Source organism: Pseudonocardia alaniniphila (genome assembly GCF_022524485.1).
Taxonomy (GTDB): domain Bacteria; phylum Actinomycetota; class Actinomycetes; order Mycobacteriales; family Pseudonocardiaceae; genus Pseudonocardia; species Pseudonocardia alaniniphila.
Genome location: NZ_JAKXMK010000058.1, coordinates 1 through 21,286, shown reverse-complemented (window position 1 = coordinate 21,286; position 21,286 = coordinate 1). Strand labels below are relative to the sequence as shown.

The 21,286-nt window shown below is 67.6% G+C and carries 20 protein-coding genes; 6 read left to right on the top strand and 14 right to left on the bottom strand.

Annotated features, from left to right (window positions below; translation table 11 throughout):
* Positions 1-47: 47 nt before the first annotated feature.
* From MMF94_RS41285 to MMF94_RS41245, 9 genes are all read right to left on the bottom strand, one after another.
* On the bottom strand, positions 48-1,268 hold the full coding sequence (locus MMF94_RS41285; protein ID WP_277398957.1) for an acyl-CoA dehydrogenase family protein: 1,221 nt from the start codon (positions 1,266-1,268) through the stop codon (positions 48-50).
* 301 nt (positions 1,269-1,569) lie between these two features.
* The gene (locus MMF94_RS41280; protein ID WP_241042958.1) at positions 1,570-2,013 is read right to left on the bottom strand and encodes a pyridoxamine 5'-phosphate oxidase family protein; all 444 of its coding nucleotides are present in this window, start codon (positions 2,011-2,013) and stop codon (positions 1,570-1,572) included.
* A gap of 59 nt (positions 2,014-2,072) precedes the next feature.
* Positions 2,073-3,683, bottom strand: a complete 1,611-nt coding sequence (locus MMF94_RS41275; RefSeq protein ID WP_241042957.1) for an ABC transporter substrate-binding protein — start codon at positions 3,681-3,683, stop codon at positions 2,073-2,075.
* A 136-nt stretch (positions 3,684-3,819) separates the two neighbouring features.
* Entirely contained in the window at positions 3,820-5,175 is a 1,356-nt protein-coding gene (locus MMF94_RS41270; RefSeq protein ID WP_241042956.1) for a Rieske 2Fe-2S domain-containing protein, read from the bottom strand.
* Between the two features lie 317 nt (positions 5,176-5,492).
* The gene (locus tag MMF94_RS41265; RefSeq protein ID WP_241042955.1) at positions 5,493-7,730 is read right to left on the bottom strand and encodes a xanthine dehydrogenase family protein molybdopterin-binding subunit; all 2,238 of its coding nucleotides are present in this window, start codon (positions 7,728-7,730) and stop codon (positions 5,493-5,495) included.
* A gap of 7 nt (positions 7,731-7,737) precedes the next feature.
* Positions 7,738-8,721: an FAD binding domain-containing protein gene (locus MMF94_RS41260; RefSeq protein WP_241042954.1), complete on the bottom strand. Its 984-nt coding sequence runs from the start codon at positions 8,719-8,721 to the stop codon at positions 7,738-7,740.
* Positions 8,718-9,242, bottom strand: a complete 525-nt coding sequence (locus MMF94_RS41255) for a 2Fe-2S iron-sulfur cluster-binding protein (RefSeq protein ID WP_241042972.1) — start codon at positions 9,240-9,242, stop codon at positions 8,718-8,720. Before MMF94_RS41255 ends, MMF94_RS41260 begins: the two co-directional genes overlap by 4 nt.
* Positions 9,243-9,937: 695 nt before the next feature.
* Positions 9,938-10,663 carry a DUF6319 family protein gene (locus MMF94_RS41250; protein WP_241042953.1) on the bottom strand — a complete coding sequence of 242 codons (726 nt, stop codon included), beginning with the start codon at positions 10,661-10,663 and terminating at the stop codon, positions 9,938-9,940.
* Between the two features lie 128 nt (positions 10,664-10,791).
* Positions 10,792-12,612, bottom strand: coding sequence for a flavin-containing monooxygenase (locus tag MMF94_RS41245; RefSeq protein WP_241042952.1), 1,821 nt, complete (start codon positions 12,610-12,612; stop codon positions 10,792-10,794).
* Between the two features lie 102 nt (positions 12,613-12,714).
* Here MMF94_RS41245 and MMF94_RS41240 point away from each other — a divergent pair, with 102 nt between their 5' ends.
* The 3 genes from MMF94_RS41240 to MMF94_RS41230 all read left to right on the top strand — a co-directional run bounded on the left by MMF94_RS41240 (position 12,715) and on the right by MMF94_RS41230 (position 15,658).
* Complete coding sequence (locus tag MMF94_RS41240) at positions 12,715-13,344, top strand: TetR/AcrR family transcriptional regulator (RefSeq protein WP_241042951.1); 630 nt, start codon at positions 12,715-12,717, stop codon at positions 13,342-13,344.
* Between the two features lie 340 nt (positions 13,345-13,684).
* Positions 13,685-14,977, top strand: coding sequence for an MFS transporter (locus MMF94_RS41235; protein ID WP_241042950.1), 1,293 nt, complete (start codon positions 13,685-13,687; stop codon positions 14,975-14,977).
* 87 nt (positions 14,978-15,064) lie between these two features.
* Positions 15,065-15,658 carry a GtrA family protein gene (locus MMF94_RS41230; RefSeq protein ID WP_241042949.1) on the top strand — a complete coding sequence of 198 codons (594 nt, stop codon included), beginning with the start codon at positions 15,065-15,067 and terminating at the stop codon, positions 15,656-15,658.
* Positions 15,659-15,661: 3 nt separating this feature from the next.
* Here the strand turns inward: MMF94_RS41230 and MMF94_RS41225 are convergent, their stop codons facing one another.
* The 5 genes from MMF94_RS41225 to MMF94_RS41205 all read right to left on the bottom strand — a co-directional run bounded on the left by MMF94_RS41225 (position 15,662) and on the right by MMF94_RS41205 (position 18,828).
* On the bottom strand, positions 15,662-16,585 hold the full coding sequence (locus tag MMF94_RS41225; protein WP_277398956.1) for an ABC transporter substrate-binding protein: 924 nt from the start codon (positions 16,583-16,585) through the stop codon (positions 15,662-15,664).
* Between the two features lie 177 nt (positions 16,586-16,762).
* Positions 16,763-17,530: an SDR family oxidoreductase gene (locus MMF94_RS41220; protein WP_241042947.1), complete on the bottom strand. Its 768-nt coding sequence runs from the start codon at positions 17,528-17,530 to the stop codon at positions 16,763-16,765.
* Between the two features lie 34 nt (positions 17,531-17,564).
* Entirely contained in the window at positions 17,565-17,726 is a 162-nt protein-coding gene (locus MMF94_RS41215) for a GNAT family N-acetyltransferase (protein ID WP_241042946.1), read from the bottom strand.
* A 230-nt stretch (positions 17,727-17,956) separates the two neighbouring features.
* On the bottom strand, positions 17,957-18,487 hold the full coding sequence (locus MMF94_RS41210; RefSeq protein ID WP_241042945.1) for a winged helix-turn-helix transcriptional regulator: 531 nt from the start codon (positions 18,485-18,487) through the stop codon (positions 17,957-17,959).
* A 26-nt stretch (positions 18,488-18,513) separates the two neighbouring features.
* Complete coding sequence (locus MMF94_RS41205; RefSeq protein WP_241042944.1) at positions 18,514-18,828, bottom strand: hypothetical protein; 315 nt, start codon at positions 18,826-18,828, stop codon at positions 18,514-18,516.
* A 396-nt stretch (positions 18,829-19,224) separates the two neighbouring features.
* Here MMF94_RS41205 and MMF94_RS41200 point away from each other — a divergent pair, with 396 nt between their 5' ends.
* From MMF94_RS41200 to MMF94_RS41190, 3 genes are read left to right on the top strand one after another with little or no spacing between them, the layout of a single operon-like run.
* Entirely contained in the window at positions 19,225-19,389 is a 165-nt protein-coding gene (locus MMF94_RS41200; protein WP_241042943.1) for a hypothetical protein, read from the top strand.
* A complete protein-coding gene (locus tag MMF94_RS41195) occupies positions 19,386-20,150 on the top strand; it encodes a hypothetical protein (RefSeq protein ID WP_241042942.1) in 765 nt (254 codons plus the stop codon). The genes MMF94_RS41200 and MMF94_RS41195 overlap by 4 nt, the downstream gene beginning before the upstream one ends.
* On the top strand, positions 20,147-21,055 hold the full coding sequence (locus tag MMF94_RS41190; protein ID WP_241042941.1) for a haloalkane dehalogenase: 909 nt from the start codon (positions 20,147-20,149) through the stop codon (positions 21,053-21,055). The genes MMF94_RS41195 and MMF94_RS41190 overlap by 4 nt, the downstream gene beginning before the upstream one ends.
* The last annotated feature ends 231 nt before the right edge of the window (positions 21,056-21,286 follow it).

Genomic DNA, 21,286 nt, shown 5'->3' with positions numbered 1-21,286 from the left:
GAACCAACGGTGTCAGATTGGCACCGCTGGTGTCAATCTGACACCGGCTAGACGATCGGGACGTGCTGTTCGGTGATGCCGAGGAGCGCCCGCCCGTAGATCTCCCTGTTCAGCGACGGCGACACCAACGCGTGCCTGGTGGCAGTGGAGACGTCGCGCCAGTACCTCTGCAGAGCGTTGCTGCGCGCGAAGGCCGACGTCCCGCCCAGATCGAGAAGCCGTTCGACCGCCTCCCGGCATCGGAGCATGACGACACCCGTATCCATCCTGATCCGGGCACGAGCGGCCACGTCCAGGTGATCACCGCGAAGCGACGCGGCCTCGATGTCGTCGGCGGCGCGGTAGGCGTGCAGCTCGGCCGTGTCGATGAGCGAAGCGACGTCCGCAACGGCCAGCTGGACACTCGGGAAGTCGATGGCGTTGGTGTAGGTCGATCCGGTCACCGGCCTGCCTTGCGCCAGCATCGACATGACGTGCTCCAGTGCGCCACGAGCCATCCCGATGACCGGACCTGCGACCGACAGCCCGAGCATCGACGGCACGGACGCGCGGTAGACGCTCTCCAGGTCGTCCCGGGAACGCAGCGAGTCATCCATCGCCGATGCCAGCGGAAGGGTGCGGTGGGCCGGTACGAAGAGATCGCGAACCGTGAAGCTGTCGCTGCCTGTGCCTTCCATGCCCGCCATGTCCCAGGTGTTCACGATCGAGACCTCGGACGCCGGGATCAGGGCGAGTCGGAGATCCTGCTCGCCGGAGCCCTCCTGCTCGACGGCCAACTTGCACACCAGCCACTGCGCCTGGTGGACACCCGAGGCGTAACGCCATTCGCCACTGATCGTGAAGCCACCCGGAACGGCGTGCGCCGTATTGGATGCGGACCCGTTGAGGCTCGCACTCACGACAGCACTGCCGTCCTCCCCCCAGACGTCTTGCCTGGCCTCGTCGCAGAACAGCGACGCCATGTGCGCGGCACCGCAGTGGATCTTCCCCACCCATGCGCTCGAACCGCAGCCGCGGCCGAGTTCCGAGTACACCTCGATGATGGTGCGCACGCCGGCTTCGCGGCCACCGAACTTCCGCGGCGCCGTGAGCGTGTAGAAACCCCCCGCACGCAGGGCCGCGTCGACCGCAGGAGCCAGGTCGCGCAGTCGCTCGGTTTCCGCCGCATGGGAACGGAGCAGCGGCACTAATTCCCGGGCCGCCGAGCGAAGTTCGGCCCGTTCGCGCGGATCGTTGAGATTATCGCATTCCAAGACGGCATCATTCATGGCTCGAACCACCCGAAAGCACCCCCGTAGCGCGGCACCAGAAACCGGCCGCAGCCGGTCCGGACCGCGTCCAGTGAACCACAGACCTCGGCGGCGTTCACAGAAACCAGGGCGTAACATATATGAATCAGAATCGCACCGAACGCTCAGTCGTGCGCATTTCGGACGAAACGCTGATCATATTCTCGGGGGGGGCCACCGGCGGTGGCCGCCGCGGAGTAGTCGATCCGCGGCGGCCGATCATCCGGATACGACGACCCGGTGAGCCGGATGCGCGAGCAGCAATCTCAACCAGTGCGGGTCATCGCGTCATCGAGACCTGCGTGCCGCCGACGGTGCCGCCCTTGACCTCGTCGACATCGATCAGGACGGCGACCCCGAGCCGCTCGGGATCGTGGTCCTGCTCCACCTTCGGGCTGGCATCGAAGACAGCGCGCCGGATGCTCTCGTCGCCGGCGACACGGGCACGTCCACTGACGACATAGGTCGTACGGGAGTCCGCATCGCGATAGAGCAGCCCGATCGCGGGATTGGAGCCGATCGCATCCACGATCCCTCCCTGGCTGTGCCGCACCCAGATCGCGAGCTGATCAACCGCGTGCACGTGAACGGACCCGCGCAGGGACATGTGCGGGCGATTGTCGAGGCCCACATAGCTGACCGTGAGCGGCTTGCGGTTCTCCAGGGCACTGTTGATGCGTTCGGCGATCTCACCGGTGAGCGCGATGCCCGACTCCGTTGCCATGAATCGTTTCCTTTCCTGGTTGTGATCGTGCACTGTCGAGGGGACGCCGGACTGAGCGGTCACCGATCGAGCCAGGTGGTGGCGTACCACATGGTTCCGGCCTGGTACCGGTCCATGCCGTTGACCTCGCGACGGGTGATGGTGGATCGGTAGCTGCGGCTGAACCAGGCGACCGCGAGGTCCTGGCCGGACAGCAACTCGACCTGCTGATAGAGCGTGGTCCGCTCGGCGTCGTCCGTGGTGACCACGGCCTGGTCGAGCAGCCGATCGACCTCGGGGTTCGAGTATTTTCCGTGGTTCCCGCTGCCACCGGTGCTCAGCAGCCTGGAAACACCGGGGTAGGTCGAGTTGACCTCGCCGACCCACGTCGTGAGCTGGAAATTGCCGCTCTGCGCAATGGCGGAGGTGAACTGCGCGATGTCGTAGAACTGGGTCTCGATCGTGATCCCGACCGCCGCCATCTGCGCCTGGACGAACTCGGCGAACGCGACCCGGCTGTTGGTGGTGGTGAAGGTGAATGCGGGGTTCCCACCCGAGGACCGGTAGTCCTCGATGAGTTGCCTGGCCCGCTCCGGATCGTACTGTGGCCACGCGTCCGTGGCCGCCTGCGTGTGGTACGGGCTGCTGTCGCCGAACAAGCTCTTCGCGGGAATGAGCCGCCCGTTGTACTGACTCGCTCCGAGGGCATCGAGATTGATTGAACGGATGATCGCTTCACGCATCCGGCGGTCGTCGAACGGGGGCTTCGCGAAGTTGTATCGCAGGAACTCCCCGCCGTCGCCGGGCCCGAAGTAGACCTCCAGGTTCGGGTCGTCGAGGCCGCGGACCAGTTCCTGGTTGTAGCCGGCGAAGATGACGTCCACATCGCCGTTGGCAATCGACGCGTACCGCGACTCCGTGTCCGGCAGCGGCCGGAACTCCAGGCCGTCGAGATAGGGCATCCCCTGCTGCCAGTAGTCGTCGTTGCGGGCGAACACGCTCTTCGAGTCGGGAACCCACTCGACGAACCTGAACGGCCCCGCGCCCACCGGATTGCGGCCGATGTCCGCGCCGTACTTCGCGAGCGCTGCCGGCGAGATCACCATCCCCAGCGTGCCGTCCGTGAACGGCAGTGCGAAGAGGGTGGCAAACTCGCCCATCGGTTGCGCGAGCACGAACTCCACGGTGAGTGGGTCCACCGCGCGCATCGACGTGATCATGCTCGCGCCCGCGTGCGCAGGCGACGACGCGGTGTCGATGTGCCGTTGGACGTTGACCACCACCGCGTTCGCGTCGAAAGCCGTGCCGTCCTGGAACCTCACCCCGGACCGCAGCCCCATGCGCCACGTCGTGCCGCCATCGCGGCTCTCCATCGACTCCGCCAGGTAGGGCTCCACCCCGCCACCGGGCGTCATCCGCATCAGCGAGTCGTACACGGCCGTCGCTGCCACGTTGCCGTTGTAGACGGTCGGATCGAAGCTGCTGATCTCGCTGGTCATCCCCAGAAGAAGCGTTCCACCTCGGCGTGGTTCGCCTTCGGCCGCGAGGTCTCCTCCGTAGGGATTCACCGCCTCCAGTGGAGGGCGTCCGGCGGCGGCCGGCCCCTGCCCCGCGCCGCACGAGGCCGTCAGCACGGCCAACCCGCCCGCCGCGAGGACGACGAGAGCCCGCCGCCGAGGAATCGGTATCACTGCGCTCCTCCTGATCGTGTGGAGGCAGCGGGCTGTCGAGCGACCCCGCCACGCTGCGGGTAGGACGACGTGCGCACCCGGGCGAGGCCAACCGGGCCGGGGACGGGCCTACGCCCGGGACGTCGGCCGCGGACGATCAGGAGCCGGCGATGGGGGTGCGGTCGCGGACCCCGTGGACGTCCATCTCCCGCACCAGCGGGTCGGCATCGGTGCCGAGTTCGCGCCAGTCCTCGCCGTCCTCGAGAATCTTCTCCGCAGATCGGACCTCGAAGTAGTTGTGCTCCGCCGACGTCGCGGGCGCTTCACCACCATCGGCCACGCTCTTGGCAGCGGCCATCAGCAGCCGGCGCATCCGGATGATCGCCTTGTCGGAGGTGCCCAGCCGCTCCTGGCTGCGGTCGTAGATCGGGCCCATCGACTCGGTGACCATCAGGTCCTGGCTCACGAACTCCGCCACACCGGAGAACGTGAGGTTGCGCTGCTCCTCGCGGTCGATCCCGTAGTCGTTCTCGGCCGTGTACTCGCGATGGATCACACCGTTGCCGCCCACCTCGGCCCGGGCGAGCTTGAACGGCGCCACCGAGAACAGCGGCGCCCCACCTACGCCACGGGAGTTGTCGAGCGGGCGGGTGTTGAGGAGGTAGCGGTGGGTGTTGTGGTCGTCGACCGGCACGAAGATGCCGTGTCGGACGCCGAGCGGCACGGTGGCGATCACCGTGTGGTACGGGTAGCAGAACGCGCTCATCCGCACGTGCGTGTGCCCGCCCGGCGTCTCCCGGATGCCGACGTACTTGAAGCCGTACCAGGTGTCCTCGACCTCCAGGCGCGGCGCGCGGTCGTGGCGCCAGAACTTCCACGACATCGGGTTGGAGGGGTAGCCGGGCTTGTCGCTGCCGTCGTCGGGGATGTCGTCGACGCCGTTGAACTGGTGCAGCCAGGAGATGTGGGAGGTGTCGAGGTTGCCCTCCATCGCCTGCACCCAGTTGCATGTCGAGTGCATCTTCGTGGCCTGCACGTGCTCGGGCTCGAGGCTGTCGGTGCCGAAGTCGCGGAACGGCGTCATCGTGTCGGCCGGGCCCATGTAGGTCCACACGATCCCGCCCGACTCGTGCGTCGGGTAGGCCGTGATCCGGACCTTGTCCTTGAACACGCTCGTGGGCGGCTCGCTCGGCATGTCCGTGCACGCGCCGTCGGCGTCGAACTTCCACCCGTGATACGGGCAACGCAGCCCGCACTCCTCGTTGCGTCCGAAGTAGAGGGACGCACCGCGGTGCGGGCAGTTCTCCTGCACCAGGCCGACCCGGCCGTTCGTGTCGCGGAACGCCACGAGGTCCTCACCGAGCAACCGCACGCGCACAGGGTCACTGTCCGGCGCGGGAACCTCGCTGACCAGCAGAGCCGGCGTCCAGTAACGGCGCAACAGCTCACCCATGGGAGTGCCCGGCCCGACCCGGGTCAGTAGCTCGTTGTCCTCGGTTGACAGCATCGTCATCCCCTTTCGGTGTGGGCTACGACAAGGTCGTCCGGTCCCCGTCTCGGCGGAGTTGGTCCTCGACGCCGGCGATCACGGGGCGTTCGTGGCCCGGCAGGCGCTCGTGCAGTTCATCCCCCGCGCCTCCTGCCGGCCCTCGTGGCCCTCAGTCGCCCATGAACGGTTGACCCGAGCTAACCATGTTGTCCGAAGTGTGGTCAACGAAATTGTTAACGATCCTGGCGCGCAGGCACGCCCGCTGCCGGGCGCGCGTGACGACGCCACGGTCCGACGAGGCACGAGGCCTCATCGGACCGTGGGGTGATCAGCCTGGCTGGTCAGTCGTCCATGGGTGGAAGCCCGGGCAGCACCTTCTCGAGCGTGATCGGGAAGTCGCGCACCCGGACTCCGGTGGCGTTGAACACGGCATTGGCCACCGCGGCGCCGGCCCCGCAGATACCCAGCTCTCCGATGCCCTTCGCCCCGAGCACGTTCGCCTTGTCGTCGAAGCCCTCCAGCAGGACGGCGTCGAGATCGGGAATGTCGGCGTGGACGGGCAGCAGATACTGCGCGAGGTCACGGCTGACGAACCCGCCGGTGTCCTGGTCGATCACGAGCTCCTCGTCCAGCGCCGCGCTCACCCCCCAGATCATCCCGCCGATCAGCTGTGAACGCGCCGTCTTCGCATTGAGCGCGCGACCAGCCGAGAACACCCCCAACATCCGCCGGAGACGAATCTCGGCGGTGTCGGCATCCACGCCCAGCTCGACGAAATGGGCCCCGTAGGTGTGGATCGCGTAGTCCCGGTAGTTGGGCTCGTCGGACATGCCGAGGATCTCGCCCTCCGCCTCCACGCCCTCGGGGTGGTCGCGCGCGACGATGTCGCTCAGCGACTCGGAGGCGCCGTCGATGCTGACGCTCCCGTCCGCGAACACCGCGTCCGCGGCGTCCCGTCCGTGCAGCGCGGACCGTGCGTCGCCGCACGCCGTGGCCAGTACCTTCTCGCGCAGGGCCGCGCACGCGCGATGGACCGCCGTGCTGGTGTTCGCGGCACCCCAGGACCCGCCCGATCCCGCGCTGAGGGGGAACTCGGAGCGCCCGAGTTCGACCCGCACGCGATCGGGAGGCAGTCCGAGTCCGTCGGCCGCCACCTGGGTCAGGATCGTGTAGGTCCCCGTGCCGATGTCCGTCATATCCGTCCGGACGACGGCGGCACCGTCGGGCCCCAGCCGCACCAGCACCTTCGTCTCCGCCTGCAGATGGACGCGGATGGCCGAGGCCATGCCGTAGCCGACCAGCCATCGGCCGTCGCGCATGCTCGCGGGCTCGGCGTTGCGGCGCTCCCAGCCGAACAGGCGAGCGCCTTCACGCAGGCACTCCACCAGCTTCCGCTCGCTGTAGGGCACGCCGCGCTCGGGATCGACCTTCGGCTCGTTGAGGATCCGCAGCTCCACCGGATCCATCCCCAGCTCGTGGGCCAGCTCGTCCATCGCCGATTCGACGGCGAGCATGCCCGGCGCCTCCCCTGGTGCGCGGACGTCCTCGCCGCGCACCAGATCCAGCGGCACCATGCGGTGGCTCGTCGACCGGTTCGGAGCGGCGTAGAGGCTGCGGGTGGTGGTTGCCGTCGGCTCGACGTACTCCGAGTGGCGGCTCGTGTGCATCGTGACGTTGTGGGCGATCGCGACCAGCCGCCCGTCGCGTCCCGCACCCAGGCGCATCCGCTGGTTCGCCATGGGGCGCACTGCGGTGAGGTGGAAGACCTGCTGCCTGGTCACCGCCACCTTGACCGGGCGGCCCAACGCGCGAGCGGCCAACGCCGCCAAGATCGTCTCGTAATGGATTCTCAGCTTGGACCCGAATCCCCCACCGATGTACGGGGAGACGATGTGGACGTGTTTCGGATCCATCAGCAGGGTGTTGGCGACCGAGGAGCGTGCCGCATCCACGATCTGCGCGCTGGCGTAGACGACCAGGTCCTCGCCTCGCGGCACCACCAGGCACGCCTGCGGCTCCAACGGCTGCGAGAGGACACACGGCGTGGTGTAGCGCTGGTCGATCGTGACTTCGGCGGAGGCGAACCCGGCATCGAAGTCGCCCACCGCGGTATCGGCTGGTATCCCGAGAATCAGCGATTCCGGGGTGTACGCCTGATCTTGCGCCGCGGCGAAGTCGTAGGAACCCGGCCCACCGGCGTACTCGACGTCCACCAGCTGCGCCGCCGCCCGTGCCTGCTCGAACGTCGCGGCGACAATGAACGCCACCGGCTCCCCGTAGTGATGAATATCGGGGCCACTCAGCGCCGGGAATGCGCGCCAGTACTCGAAGGGTATGGCCAGGTCGGGGGTGCCCTGCGGCTGCGTGTTGTGGTGGGTCATCACCGTGTGCACGCCCGGTGCGGCCTCCGCGCGAGCAGTGTCGACACGCGTGATGCGTCCGGTGCCCACCGTCGCACCGACGACGAAGCCGTAGAGGGGTTGGATGCCGTCGACCCAGTGCTCGTAGGCGTAGGTGGCCTTGCCGGAGACCTTCAACGGGCCGTCGACGCGGTTGAGTGCCTGCCCGATCATCGTCATCGCCGTCTCAGCTCCCCTCAGCGAGCTGCGCCAAGGTGCGGCACAACGTCCGCTGGGCAAGCTCGATCTTGAAGTCGTTGTGTCCCCGCCCCACGGCCCCCCGCATCGCCGCCCCCGCCGCCTCGCGATAGGTCGCCATCGTGGCCGGACGCCCGACCAGCACCGCCTCCGCCTCGGCCGACCGCCATGGCTTGTGCGCCACACCGCCGAACGCCACCCGCGCTCCGCTGATCGTCCCCTGATCCGTGGCGACGATCGCCGCCACCGAGACCAGCGCGAACTCGTACGAGGCGCGATCCCGTACCTTGCGATAGAACTGCCGGCCCGCCGGTGCAGGGGGCAGAACCACCGCCGTGATCATCTCTGCGGGCCGCACCACCGTTTCGACATGCGGTGTGTCCCCCGGCAACCGATGGAACTCCCCGATCGCCACCCGGCGCTGCGCACCATCCGCATCGAGCAGTTCGACCTCCGCATCGAGCACGGCCAGGGCGACCGCCATGTCCGAGGGATGGGTAGCGATACACGCGTCACTCGCGCCCAGAATCGCGTGGATCCGATTCACACCACCGATCGCGGAGCAGCCCGACCCCGGATCCCGCTTGTTACACGGCGCGGCCGTGTCGTAGAAGTACGCACACCGCGTGCGCTGCAATAGGTTGCCCCCGACCGAGGCCTTGTTCCGCAACTGACCCGACGCACCAGCCACCAACGCCTGGGTCAACACCGGATACCGGGTGCGCACCCGCTGATCCCCGGCGGTGTCGGAGTTCGCCGCCTGTGCACCGATCCGCAGCCCCCCATCCGGCAACTCCTCGATCTCCCGCAACGGCAACCGGCTGATATCCACCAGATGCCGCGGCCGTTCGATCTCGAGCTTCATCAGATCCAGCAGATTCGTGCCGCCGCTGATGAACTTCGCCCCGGGCCGGCCCGCCGCGGCAACCGCCGCCTGCGCGTCCACCACTCGCTCATAGGTGAAGGACCTCATCGCCGGTCTCCTTCCGAAACGAGGCGAATGGCCGCGACGATGTTCGGATACGCGGCGCATCGGCAGATGTTTCCGCTCATTCGCTCGCGGATCTCCTCGCCGGTGGCCGCGATCTCGGTCGCCGATACGTCCGCCGTGACATGGCTCGGCCAGCCGTCCTCGACCTCGGCGAGCATGCCCACGGCCGAACAGATCTGGCCCGGCGTGCAGTAGCCGCACTGGAAGCCGTCGCATTCGACGAAGGCCGCCTGCATCGGGTGCAGGTCACCGGGCTCCCCCAGGCCTTCGATCGTCGTGACCTCGTCGTCCTCGTGCATCACGGCGAGCGTCAGGCACGAGTTGATGCGCCGACCGTTCACCAGCACGGTGCACGCGCCGCACTGGCCGTGGTCGCACCCCTTCTTGGTGCCGCTCAGCTGCAGATGCTCGCGCAGCGCATCCAGCAACGACGTCCGCGTGTCCACCTCCAGACGCTGCGCACGGCCGTTGATCCTCAGTGTGATGGCCGCGATCTGGGGCATCTCGTGCTCGCTCGATCCGACCGCGGTGGATGCGCCACCGCTCAGCCCGGAGGACGAGGCCCCTTGCAGACGCGTTGCTGACTCGCTGTTCACAGTCCCTCCTCATCCTGACCGTGCGGTCACACGATCAGCGTTCGTCGAGATCGGTGGAACGGGCGGCACGGCTGAGGTCGCGGCTCCGGAGCGATCCGCGTGCGGCCGACATATGATCGTCGCCCGATTTGTTGATTATTGGCACAGCGCACGGGTGATGCTACAGCGACTTGAGCGCATGGTTTCGACACGTTGTGCAACGTCCGACATGATCGTCCGTGATCATATCGAGATACGGAAACCTGGCCCAGTAAGACCACGCAGGTAGAGAGAACTGAGGCTCGTCAACTTCGACGTGGGGTCGGCGACCGCCGCGTCGGGTCACGGTGCGCGCGGACCGCTCAGCCCTCGATCAAACCGCCCGTACGGCGCACGGCACACTCATCAACTTCCATCCCTCCCGCGGCCCCGCGCATACAGCCGAAGCTTAGCGATGGACGGGCGCGCCACAATAGAGGGAATTTGCGACCGGCTCCCGATCCCCCGCGGGAGGGTATCGAATACGTGAGCGTGCGCCGAACGGACGAACATCACAAATGACACACGCGTGAGATCGCCATGCAACAGCGCCGGGGCTCAAGGAGGTTCCCGTTTGCCCTCGACTAGCTGATCAGCTCGTGCAACGCCCGCTGAGCAGCCTCGAGTTCGGCACTCAGGCGCTCCACCCGTTCGAGCTGCCGCTGGCGCGCTGCCTCCAGCGACGCATCGATCGCCTCCGCCACCACGGACGGCAACGCCCTGGCGGCCTTCGCCACGTCACCCGGCTGCACCGGGGTGGGCCGTACGGTTCGCTTCTTGCCGATCATGACCTCGACGGTCCACTCCCCCTCCGCTGTGGCGTTGAGGGTGACCGTGACCTCTGCGGGACGCCCGGCCGAACGGCTGCCCGTGGAACGCGGACGATCGGGCGCCTTGACCGGCGCCGGCGCGGGTGGCGGCGCCTTCTGTGGCGCGGGCGGGGGCGGCGCAGGCGTCCACTCCGGTTCGGGCACGGACCGCGGCTTCTCCGGCGCCGAGGCCTGAGGCGCCTCTTCCGACGGCACGATCGACTCGGGAGCCCGCTCGGCAGGCCGTTGGACCTTCTTGCGCGCCGGTCGTGTTCTCGTGAGCTCGCTCGGAGAGCAGAACATCGTGTCGCGCGAGCCCGCGGGTTTGACCTGGATGAAGTCGCCCTCGGCGACCTCGTCGATCGAGATCACCTTGGCCGACCCGTTGGCCGGTACGCCGACCGCGGCCGGGGTGAACCACACCGTGAGCGGCCTCCCGGCCGCCAACTCCTGACGCGCTTCCGCCAGGTCCTGCTCCGACAGCGGATTCGCTGCGACCATCGTCCGTAACTCCCCTTGCCTCAACTGCGGTGCATTCTGCACAGGGGTACCGACAGAACCGGTGGCGGCATCGTCGATCCACACGGAGCCGGTTGCCGCAGGCGCGATCAGGCCGCTGGAGCTGGGGGCTACCGGAACTCCAGGCCCTCGAAAGTGCCGCTGGTGCGCCACCCGTCGAGGTACTGGAAGTAGGCGCTGGGCCCTGCCGGATATCCGACGTTCAGCAGCGCCCGCCGTCCCGGATCCTGACCCTCGTTGTTGTAGTAGCCCGGAGTGCAGTCAGGGGACCGCCGCATCCGCCCCGGCCCGGTCAGCAGGAGCGCGACCCACCGGTCCTCGGCCTCCTGGCTGACCTCGATCTCGTCGGCGCCGCTGTCCAGGGCGTGCTTGATGGTGGTCGCGATCGTCCGGGCCGACTCCGTGAGGTTGTGTGGGACGTTCGAGAGCAGGTTCGCGCCCTGGGTCGGCTGCACGAAGAACGCGTTGGGGAAGCCGCTGACGTGGATTCCGTGCAGCGAGCGCATCCCGTCGGCCCAGTGCTCGGACAGCGTGACGCCGTCGCGTCCGATCAGGTCGTAGCCCGCCCGCCGCGTGTAGGCGGTGCCGACCTCGAAGCCGGAGGCGTAGATGATGCAGTCGACCTGGTACTCGGTGCCCGCGACCACCACCCCGTGCTCGGTGATCCGCTCCACGCCCTTGCCGTCGGTGTCGACCAGATGCATGCCGGGCACGTTGTAGGCCTGCAGATACTCGTCGTGGAAGCAGGGCCGCTTGCACAACTGCCGGTACCAGGCCTTGAGGTGCTCGGCGGTCGCCCCGTCCTCGACGATCGCATCGACGCGAGCCCGGATCTCCTCCATCTTCTCGTGGTCGGAGTCCTCGAAGGCGGCCAGCATCGTTGTCGGGGTGCGCTCCTCGGCCGGGAGCGTCGTGACTCTCGCCCGCACCCGCCTGGCGATCTCGGTCCAGCCGTCCATCACCAGGTCGTCGGCGGCCACGCCGCCGGTCTGGTTGGCTGTGAAGTTCTCCAGCCAGCGCTGCTGCCAGCCCGGCGTGGCGATCCCGGCGAACCACTCAGGGTCGATCGGGTGGTTGCCGCGGACGTCGACCGAGGACGGGGTGCGCTGGAACACGAACAGCTCACGGCACGACCTGGCCAGATGCGGCACGCACTGCACGGCCGTGGCGCCGGTACCGATGATGGCAACGCGCTTGTCGGCCAGCTTGTCCATCGGCGCACCGGAAGGGTCCCCGCCGGTGTAGTCGTAGTCCCAGCGGCTGGTGTGGAACGAGTGCCCCACGAACCCGTCGATGCCTGGGATACCCGGCAGCTTCGGGACGTGCAGCGGCCCGATTCCCATGGCCACGAAACGGGCGGTGAAGTGATCGCCCCGGTTGGTGCTGACGACCCAGCGGGAGCGCTGCGCGTCCCACTGCAGCCCGGTCACCTCGGTGTGGAACAGCGCGTCCTCGTACAGCCTGAAGTGCTTACCGATGCGCTGACAGTGCTCAAGGATCTCCGGCGCGTGCGCGTACTTCTCGGTCGGCATGTGACCGGTCTCTTCGAGCAACGGCATGTAGACCATCGATGCCGTGTCGCACTGCGCACCCGGGTACCGGTTCCAGTACCACGTGCCACCGAAGTCGCCGCCCTTCTCGATGATCCGGACGTCGTCGATCCCGGCTTCCTTGAGCCGGGCCCCGGTGACCAGACCACCGAACCCACCGCCGATGAACACGACCGCGCAGTCGTCGGTCCTCGGTTCGCGTTCGGTCCGCGGGGTGTAGGGGTCCTCGAGGTAGTGCGCGAACCGCCCGGTGAGGCGCTGGTACTGGTCGTTGCCGTCAGGCCGCAGCCGCTTGTCGCGCTCCTCGAGGTACTTCCGGCGCAGCGCCCTCTTGTCGATGACAGTGCCGTCCGGCCTGGTCAGCGGCCCGGTGACGCTCATGCACCCTCCGGAGGTGACGTGCGGAGGGCAATCGCCCCTCACTAGTGCCAGCATGTCACTCATCAGTGACAGCCTTCAAGGCCGGCCCGGTACCATCCCGGCGTGACCCACGACGCCGGCAGCGCCACGTCGCTCGCCGACGAACAGCGCGACGTCGCCCGCTCCCGGATCCTGCGGGCCGCTCGCGCTGTGCTCGCCGAACGCGGCCTCGCCACCACCGTCGACGACGTCGCCGCGGCGGCCGGCGTCAACAGGCGCACGGTGTTCCGCCACTTCGCCACGCGCGACGGGCTCCTCGTGGCCGCCATCAGGGACGGCGTGCGCCGCTACGCGCTGCAGATCCCGCCTCCCCCCGAGGACGACGACCTGCGGGCCTGGCTGCTCGACCTGCTGACCGTCACCCACCGGCTGAACGCCCGCAACGGCCGCATCTACTGGGAATTGGCCGTGCTCACTCCCGACGACCTGTCGGCCGAGCTGGCCGAGGCGGCCGTGGAGCGGCGAGCCAGCCGCAAGCGATTCGCGGCGAGCGTGACGTCCCGCATCTGGCAGGCCCGCGGCGGCAGAGGGGAGCCGCCTCCGTGGCTCGTCGACGCCGTCGCGGTGCACCTGTCGGGATTCAGCACGCAGTCCCTGGCAGGCGACTTCGGGCGTACCCCGGAGGAAGTCGCCGTCGTGTCGGCCCACGTCATCGAAGCTTCGCTGGCCGCCGCCCTCGCTGCAACGACCTGATTCGACGTCTCGGGCCCGTTCCATCTCATCCGTAGGACCGCGCGCGCGATTCAGCGCCACGAAACGGCGTTTTGCGTATTCTGTGACGTTTTCAGGAGCCTCCGGGGCGCACGCCACATGCGCATACGACCACAATGTGCGGCGCCGATCCGCCGACTCCGTCATCATGGCCGGAAGTCTTCAGCGGTGTGCCCGCCGGTAGCATTCGTCGGCGTCAGCGCAAGCGCCGGCGCAGGACCGATTCGGCCCGCGCCGAAAAACCCACAACACGTCAAGGCGGCGAAATCGTGCACCAGAAGCGACCGTTCCGGCGCCCCGGCCATCTCGGAGGAGTGTGTAGATGACCAGCGCCACCGTCGACGCCCCATCACAAAGCAGAATCGCCATCGCCAGCTTCATCGGCACCGCGATCGAGTTCTACGATTTCTACATCTACGGCACCGCCGCCGCACTCGTGTTCGGCACCCTGTTCTTCCCCTCGTTCTCCGCGACTGCCGGCACCCTCGCCGCGCTCGCCACGTTCGCGGTGGGATTCATCGCCCGCCCACTGGGCGCGATCCTGTTCGGCCACTTCGGCGACCGGCTCGGCCGCAAACGGATGCTGATCACCTCGCTGCTGGTCATGGGCATCTCCACGGTGCTGATCGGTTGCGTGCCCTCGTTCGCCGCGATCGGGGTGGCCGCCCCGATCCTGCTCGCGGTGCTGCGTTTCCTGCAGGGCATCGGACTGGGCGGAGAGTGGGGTGGGGCCGTGCTGCTGGCCACCGAGTACGCCCCCGCCGGAAAGCGCGGGCTCTACTCGGCATACCCCCAGCTCGGGCCGGCCATTGGGTTCGCGCTGGGCAACTTCCTGTACCTCGTGCTGAGCGCGAGCATGAGCCCTGAGTCGTTCACGTCCTGGGGCTGGCGTATTCCGTTCTGGGCCTCGGCGGTACTGCTGGTGGTGGGCTTCTACATCCGCATGCGGATCGCAGAGACCCCGGTGTTCCGCGCGGCGGTGGTGCAGGCCCACCAGCAAGCCCGGGTGCCGTTCCTCGAGCTGCTGCGGCGCCAACCGGTGGTGCTCATCCTCGCCACCCTGTCGTTCATCCTGGCGTTCACGATGTTCTACACGATCACCACCTTCTGTCTGACCTACGCCACCACCGAACTGCACGTCGACAAGACCACGATGTTGACCGAGGCAATCGTGGCGTCACTGTTGATGGGTGCAGCGACGCTGTGGTTCGCCGCGGTCTCCGATCGCGTGGGCCGGCGCAAACTGTGCATCACCGCGGCGGTGCTCTCCGGGATCTGGGCCTTCCCGCTCTTCTGGCTGATCCAGACCCGCCAGCCGATACTGATCGGGATCGCGATGACGGTCGGGCTGGTGTGCTTCGCGCTGCTGTACGGCCCGATGGGTGCCTACTTCCCGGAGCTGTTCCGCGTGCGCTACCGCTACTCCGGCTCCTCCTTCGCCTACAGCGCCGCCGGAATCATCGGTGGCGGCATCAGCCCGCTGATCGCCACCGACGTGCTCGCCCGCACCCACGCGACGACGGGGGTGTCCTGGTATCTGATCGGGATCGCCGTCCTGTGTCTGGTCTGCCTGTTGTTCATGGCAGAGACCCGCACCGCCGACTTCACCGAGTAGATCCCCCGTCGTGTATTCCGAGAAGTTCACCCGTGGTCCATACCGTATTTCCGCTTCGCACAGGGATCGCGCACTACCAAGGGCTGCATGACGACCACCCACCGCCGGAGACGCCGTCGCCGGGGCGAACCCCGGGCACGTGCAGAGGCGCCTGCTCCGGACGCACCGGCGCAGCCCGGCGTCTCTGCCGGTGACGGTGGGGTCGACACCGGCGACTCCGGGATCGCGCTCCGGTTCGCGCGGATGTGCGCCACCGTCGCGGCCGTTCTTCCCTTCGGCCTGTCGCGGGTGGTCGACCCCACCTTCATCGGATTCGCCCTGATCAACGGGTTCACCTTCAGCGTTGACCTCCTGCTCCTGACCGCGATGCACGGATGGCTCGGCTGGCCGATCGAGGTGTCGATAGCCCTCGGGTACGCGGCGGCATTCGGTCTCGGCTTCGTGCTCAACCGCACCCTGAACTTCCGGTCCCACGCCCCGGCCGGTCGCCAGGTCCTGCTCTACGTGGTCGTGGTTGCGATCAACTTCGGTGTGATCCTGCTCGGCGTCGGCGCGGGACTCGCGGCCGTGGGAGTGGAGTACCACCTCGCTCGCGTCGCGGCGGGGGTCTGCGAGGGGGTCTTCATGTACTGCGCCATGCGTTGGGTCGTGTTCGGCAGGCGGGGTGACACCCCGGCGTGACCCTCAGCCGAGCCCGCTCTGCTCCAGCCAGCCCTTGGCCACCACAGCGGGATCCGGCTTGTCCGGGGCGGCCAACCGACGGTTCAGGTCGATCAGCGACTGCGTGGTCAATTTCGCCGACACCGCGTTCAGCTCCTGCCTCACCGCGTCCGTCACCTTCGAGGAGTTGATCAACGGCACCACGTTCTGCGCGGCGAAGTTGTTCTTCGGATCAGCCAAGGCCACCAGGCCGTCGGGCGCCACCGACGGATCCGTCGTGAACACGTCGGCAGCCTGCACCGTGCCCCCCGTCAATGCCGACAACGTCAACGGCCCACCGGCGTCCAACGCCAAATACGAATGGAACGAGCACCCGTAGTTCTTCCGCAGCCCGGGAATACCGTCCGAGCGCGTCTGGAACTCGGACGAACCACCGAACGCCAGCTCACCACAGTGCGGCGCCAGATCCGCGATCGACGTCACATGCAAGCGCTGCGCCAGATCTCGGCTCACCACCACCGAGTCCTTGTCCTGCGCCTCCGACTCGTCCAGCACTGTCAACGGCGCGGGCACCGCTTTCCGCAACGCCGCGTACACGTCCCCCGGCGCCGTCTGCGGCGCAGAACGGTCCAGATACTGCAACAGATTGCCGCTGTACTCCGGAATCAGGTCGATCGACCCGTCCTCCAACGCCGGGATGTAGGTCTCGCGGCTGCCCAGGTTCAGATGCCGCTCGACCTTCACCCCCTTCGCCTCCAACGCCTGCGCGTAGATCTCCGCCACCAGCGTGCTCTCGGTGAAATTCGCCGACCCGATCCGGATCGTGCCGCCCGGTGCCCCGGACCCGCCGCCCGCTCCATTGCCCAGTGGGTCTGCTCCGCCACCGCAGGCCGACAGGGTCAATGCCACGACCGCAGTGGCGGCGAGCGTGGCCAGAACGCGTTTCATGAGTTAGCTCCTGTCATCGCACAGGCCCGGCCCGACACTTCTCGTCGCGTGTTCCGCAGCCGCCGCCACAATAACGCCGCTCCGAGTACGGCCGGCGAAAAGTTGTCGCGAATCGTGGGATGCCGCAGGGAGGTTCTCCCGAAAAGCGGGAATGCCGTCGTTTCCGTACGAAGGTGGCTACCAGTCGAGCTGGGCCAGCATGAACGGTTCGCTCTCGGGCGCCTCCTTGCGGGCCTTCAGCGCGCGTTCGGCGGGAGCGCCGGCGGGCACACGCAGCGGAGGCTGCGCCTGCTCGATCGTGTCGGCGACCACAGCGGCCACCTCGTCGACGGTGATGACCTCGCCGCGCAGGGCGCCGAGTTGGTGATACAGCGGGAGGTAGGGATCGTCCTCCGCGAAAAGCGCCTTTGCCTGCTCGGCGCCGTTCGTGGACACCGCGCCGGGTTGCACGATGCTCACCTTGATGCCGAAATGGCCCGTCTCGATGGCCAGCCCCTCAGCGAGCGCTTCGAGCGCCCACTTGCTGGCGCCGTAGGAACCGATGATCGGCAACATCAGCCGTCCTTGGATGCTGGAGACGAAGACGAGGCGGCCCGCTCCCCGTTTCCGCATCGCCGGCAGAACACCCTGCGCGACTCGCAGCGCGCCCAGGGTGTTGAGCTGGAAGAGCCGTTCGAACTCCGCGAGCGGGACGCTCTCCAGCGGCGCGCGGAGCGTCGCGCCTGCGTTGCTGACGAGCGCGTCGATCTCGCCGGCGTCCTCGATGGCCTGATCGACGCTGTCCTGATCGGTGACGTCGAGGCGTAGGCGCTGGTCAACGGGGAGGTCGGCCAGGGTTTCCGGCCGGCGTGCGGTGGCGATCACTCGATGGCCGCGGCTCGCCAGTTCGACAGCGATGGCTCGGCCGATTCCTTTGGACGCGCCGGTGATGAGCACGGACGACATGATGATTCTCCTCGATGCATGACGGACGGGCGAGTCAGGACACAGTTCCGGTGCGAAGGCGAAGCCGGAATCCCAGGTATTCGTACAGCCGGATGGCGTTGGACGTGAGCACGTGCAGAAATGATCTCCCACCGCGTTCGCGGACGCCGGCTGCGACAGCCGGCAGCAGCCACGTACGCAACCCTCTTCTCGCCATCCCGGAACGGCGTGGACCCCGCTGACTTCACTCCGACCTGGAGGGCAGAGACCTGCTTACTTTCAGATCAATAGCCAGGACTCTATGCGACCTACCTGGGCCGATGAACAGACAGGTGGGTGATGTGCATGACACGCGCAGACCGTGATGCAGAGAAAGCGACAGCGCGCCGATCATCGTGGCTTTCGGACGCGCAGAGCGCGCTCCCCATCCCGGCTCCGGAAGTGTCGTCAGCCGCGCGGGATCGTGAGCGGTTCGAGAAGCCGCCGCGGAGCGTTGAACATGGCGGACACGCGATCAGGATCAGAACCGCTCGGTTCGAAACCGGGGCCGGGTTCGATCCTGGTCTCCGGAACCGGGATGACCGAGCCGCACTGCTCACAGCGTCCCTCGTCGTCGAGCAGGCCGCCGTCCCGGTCGTGACGCAGGGCGCGCTTCACACCGGCCGGAGAGTAGAACGCGTCGCCCCAACTCATCAGGGAGCGCACGACCGGCCACAGGGCGATGCCCTTGTCGGTCAGCCGGTACTCGACACCACCGGCACCGGCGTCATCGCGGCTGAACACGCCCTCTTGCACCAGAGCCTTCAGTCGGCCGGCCAGGACGGCACGAGGGATCCCGAGTTGGGTGGCGAAGTCGCCGAAGCGGCGCACCCCGTAGAACGCGTCGCGGACGATGAGGAGCGTCCACCGCTCTCCCACGATCTCCAACGCTCGTGCCAGCGAGCAGTTGCGGTCCGCATAGGTGCTGGGTAGTGCCATGTCCCGATCGTACCTCTTTAGTTCGCTCACTGAACTACCGTGCGCTCCGCCTGGCCGGCGTTGCCCAGCACGTGCAGCGCGGCTTGCAACGGCACGCCGTCCGGCACCGTTCTCAGGGGCGAGCCCTCCCGCCGGCCCACCAGGCCGGACACCCGGTCGCCGCAGGCGAAGGCCTCGTGCCGCGACTCGGTGACGATGCCGGAGCCGAGTGCGCTCATCGCCTCACCCAGCGGCGACGGCGACAGGTAGCTGCACACGTCGTTCATCCAGCCGCGGATCGCGACGTCCAGCGACAGCCACTCGGCCTTCATCCGCACCTGGCCGTCCCCGAGCGGAGGCACCCGCGCGTCGCCCGTAGCGCAACGCCCCGTCCTCGATCGGCCCGGTCGTCGTGGCGGGCCGGGCGGCGAGGACGTAGCGCCGGGCGCGGGTCGGGTTCGTCGACATATGACTTTCCTCCGAGCTCCCCACATTCGTCACGTGGCACGGTTGTCGACACCTGGCGCAGCGTCTCCCCTGCCGGAGAGACGGCAGTGACTTTGGTAGTGCAGGTCCGCGTCGTTGCCCGGAAGCGACATTCGCCCCGTTCGACTCGCCGGTTCGCTCACCGAACTAGGCCGTGCTACGCTCGGGCCAGTTCACTGATTGAACCGATCTGGTGCGTCCCAGCGTTGCCGCAACCAGATCATGTCTGCGAGGTACAGCCGGCATCACATCAAGCTTGAGGAGACTGTCCGATGTACCAGCATCTCGTTGCCTTCACCATCAGGCCGGAACGTCGCGACGACTTCGCACGGGCGGCCGAGAAGACTGCATTTCTCTCTGAAGCAATCACCTCTGCCGGAGACCCGACGTGGCTCATGCGGGAAAACGTCATCGGTGCCGAGGGGCCGGCTTCATGAGCAACGCCCAGGGAACCGAACTGCTGGATCTGGTGCTGGAAGCGCACGGCGGACGCGAGCGCTGGAGCAGGGCAACGACGGTCCGTGCTCGGCTCCACATGGTAGGTCCGACCTGGAAGGCGCTCGGCCAGGAGAGGACATTCGCCGGAGTGGACGTCGCGGTCGAGATGCATGAGCAACGCACGGTGTTCACCGGATTCACCGGCCCCGGAATGCGCGGGGTCTACACGCCCGACCGTGTGGCCATCGAGGACGAGAGCGGCGCCGTCCTGCAGGAGCGCCACGCTCCGCTGGAGTCCTTCCCGATCCAGGGTGAGGACACCCGTTGGGATTCGCTGCACGCCTTGTACTTCGGCGGTTACGGCATGTGGAACTACCTCACCACGCCGCACCTGCTGACGGTGTCCGGTGTCCGGACCGAAGAACTGGAGCCGTGGCAGGTGGACGGCGAGCGATGGCGGCGGCTCCGGGTGACCTTTCCCCCGCACATCCGCACCCACAGCACCGAACAAATCCTCCATTACGACGAATCGGGACTGTTGCGCAGGCTCGACTACGCGCCCTACGTGATGGGCAGCCGGCACGCCGTCCACCGCACCGGAGCGCACCGGACCGTGTCCGGCCTGGTGTTCCCGACGCACCGTTACGTTCTGCCCGTCCAGGACGGCCGCACCGGGCCCGAGCCGGTCATCATCCTCGACTACACCGACATCACCGTCGACTTCTCCCACGGACCGCAGCCGCCTCGAGGAGAGCAATGATGAACACCCGTCCCTTCGCCGAGAAGAAGTTCGCCGAGATCAACGGCGTGCGAATGGCCTACCTCGACGAGGGTGAGGGCGATCCGATCGTTTTTCAGCACGGCAATCCGACCTCGGCCTACCTGTGGCGGAACGTGATGCCGCACCTGAAGGGGCTGGGGCGGCTGATCGCCTGCGATCTCGTCGGGATGGGCGACTCAGGCAAGCTGGAGCCCTCCGGTCCGGATCGCTACTCCTATCAGGAGCAGCGGGAGTACCTGTTCGCGCTGTGGGACCGTATCGGCGTCGGCGAGAATTCCGTGTTCGTCCTGCACGACTGGGGTTCGGCGCTCGGCTTCGACTGGGCGTTCCAGCATCGGGACCGGGTGGCGGGGATCGCCTACATGGAAGCCATCGTGGCCCCCATGAAATGGGACGACTGGCGGGACGACCCGCGGCGGACGTTCCAGAGTTTCCGTTCCCCGGCCGGCGAGTCGATGGTGCTCGCCGACAACCTGTTCGTCGAGCAGGTGTTGCCGACGGCGGTCCTCCGGGACCTCAGCGAGGAGGAGATGGCGGTCTACCGCGCGCCCTACCTCACCCCGGGCGAGAGCCGCCGACCAACGCTGAGTTGGCCGCGCCAGATTCCGATCGAGGGCGAACCCGCAGAGGTCGTGCGGATCGTCGAGGAATACGGACGGTGGCTGGCCACATCAACGATGCCCAAACTGTTCATCAACGCAGAACCTGGCGCGATCCTGATCCGCAGCCAGCGCGAATTCTGCCGAACCTGGGCCAACCAGACCGAAGTGACGGTGCCCGGCGTGCACTTCGTCCAGGAGGACAGCCCGGATCTGATCGGTGCCGCGGTCGCGGACTTCGTCCGTGGCATCCGCGGCACCGGACCGGACAGTCAGGCCTGTTAGCCCGATGACGAGCGCCGCGGGGCCGCCAGGCGACTCCGAAGAGGCGCGGATCGTCCTTGAATCTCAACTCGTAGTCCCATGAAAGGTGTTCAGATGACCGACGATGACAGGCTGTTCCTGGTCACCGGCGCGACCGGCAAGACCGGAGGCGGCACGATCAAACTGCTGCTCCAGCACGGTCACCGCGCCCGGGCGATGGTGCACCGGGAGGACGAACGCTCCCGCGCACTG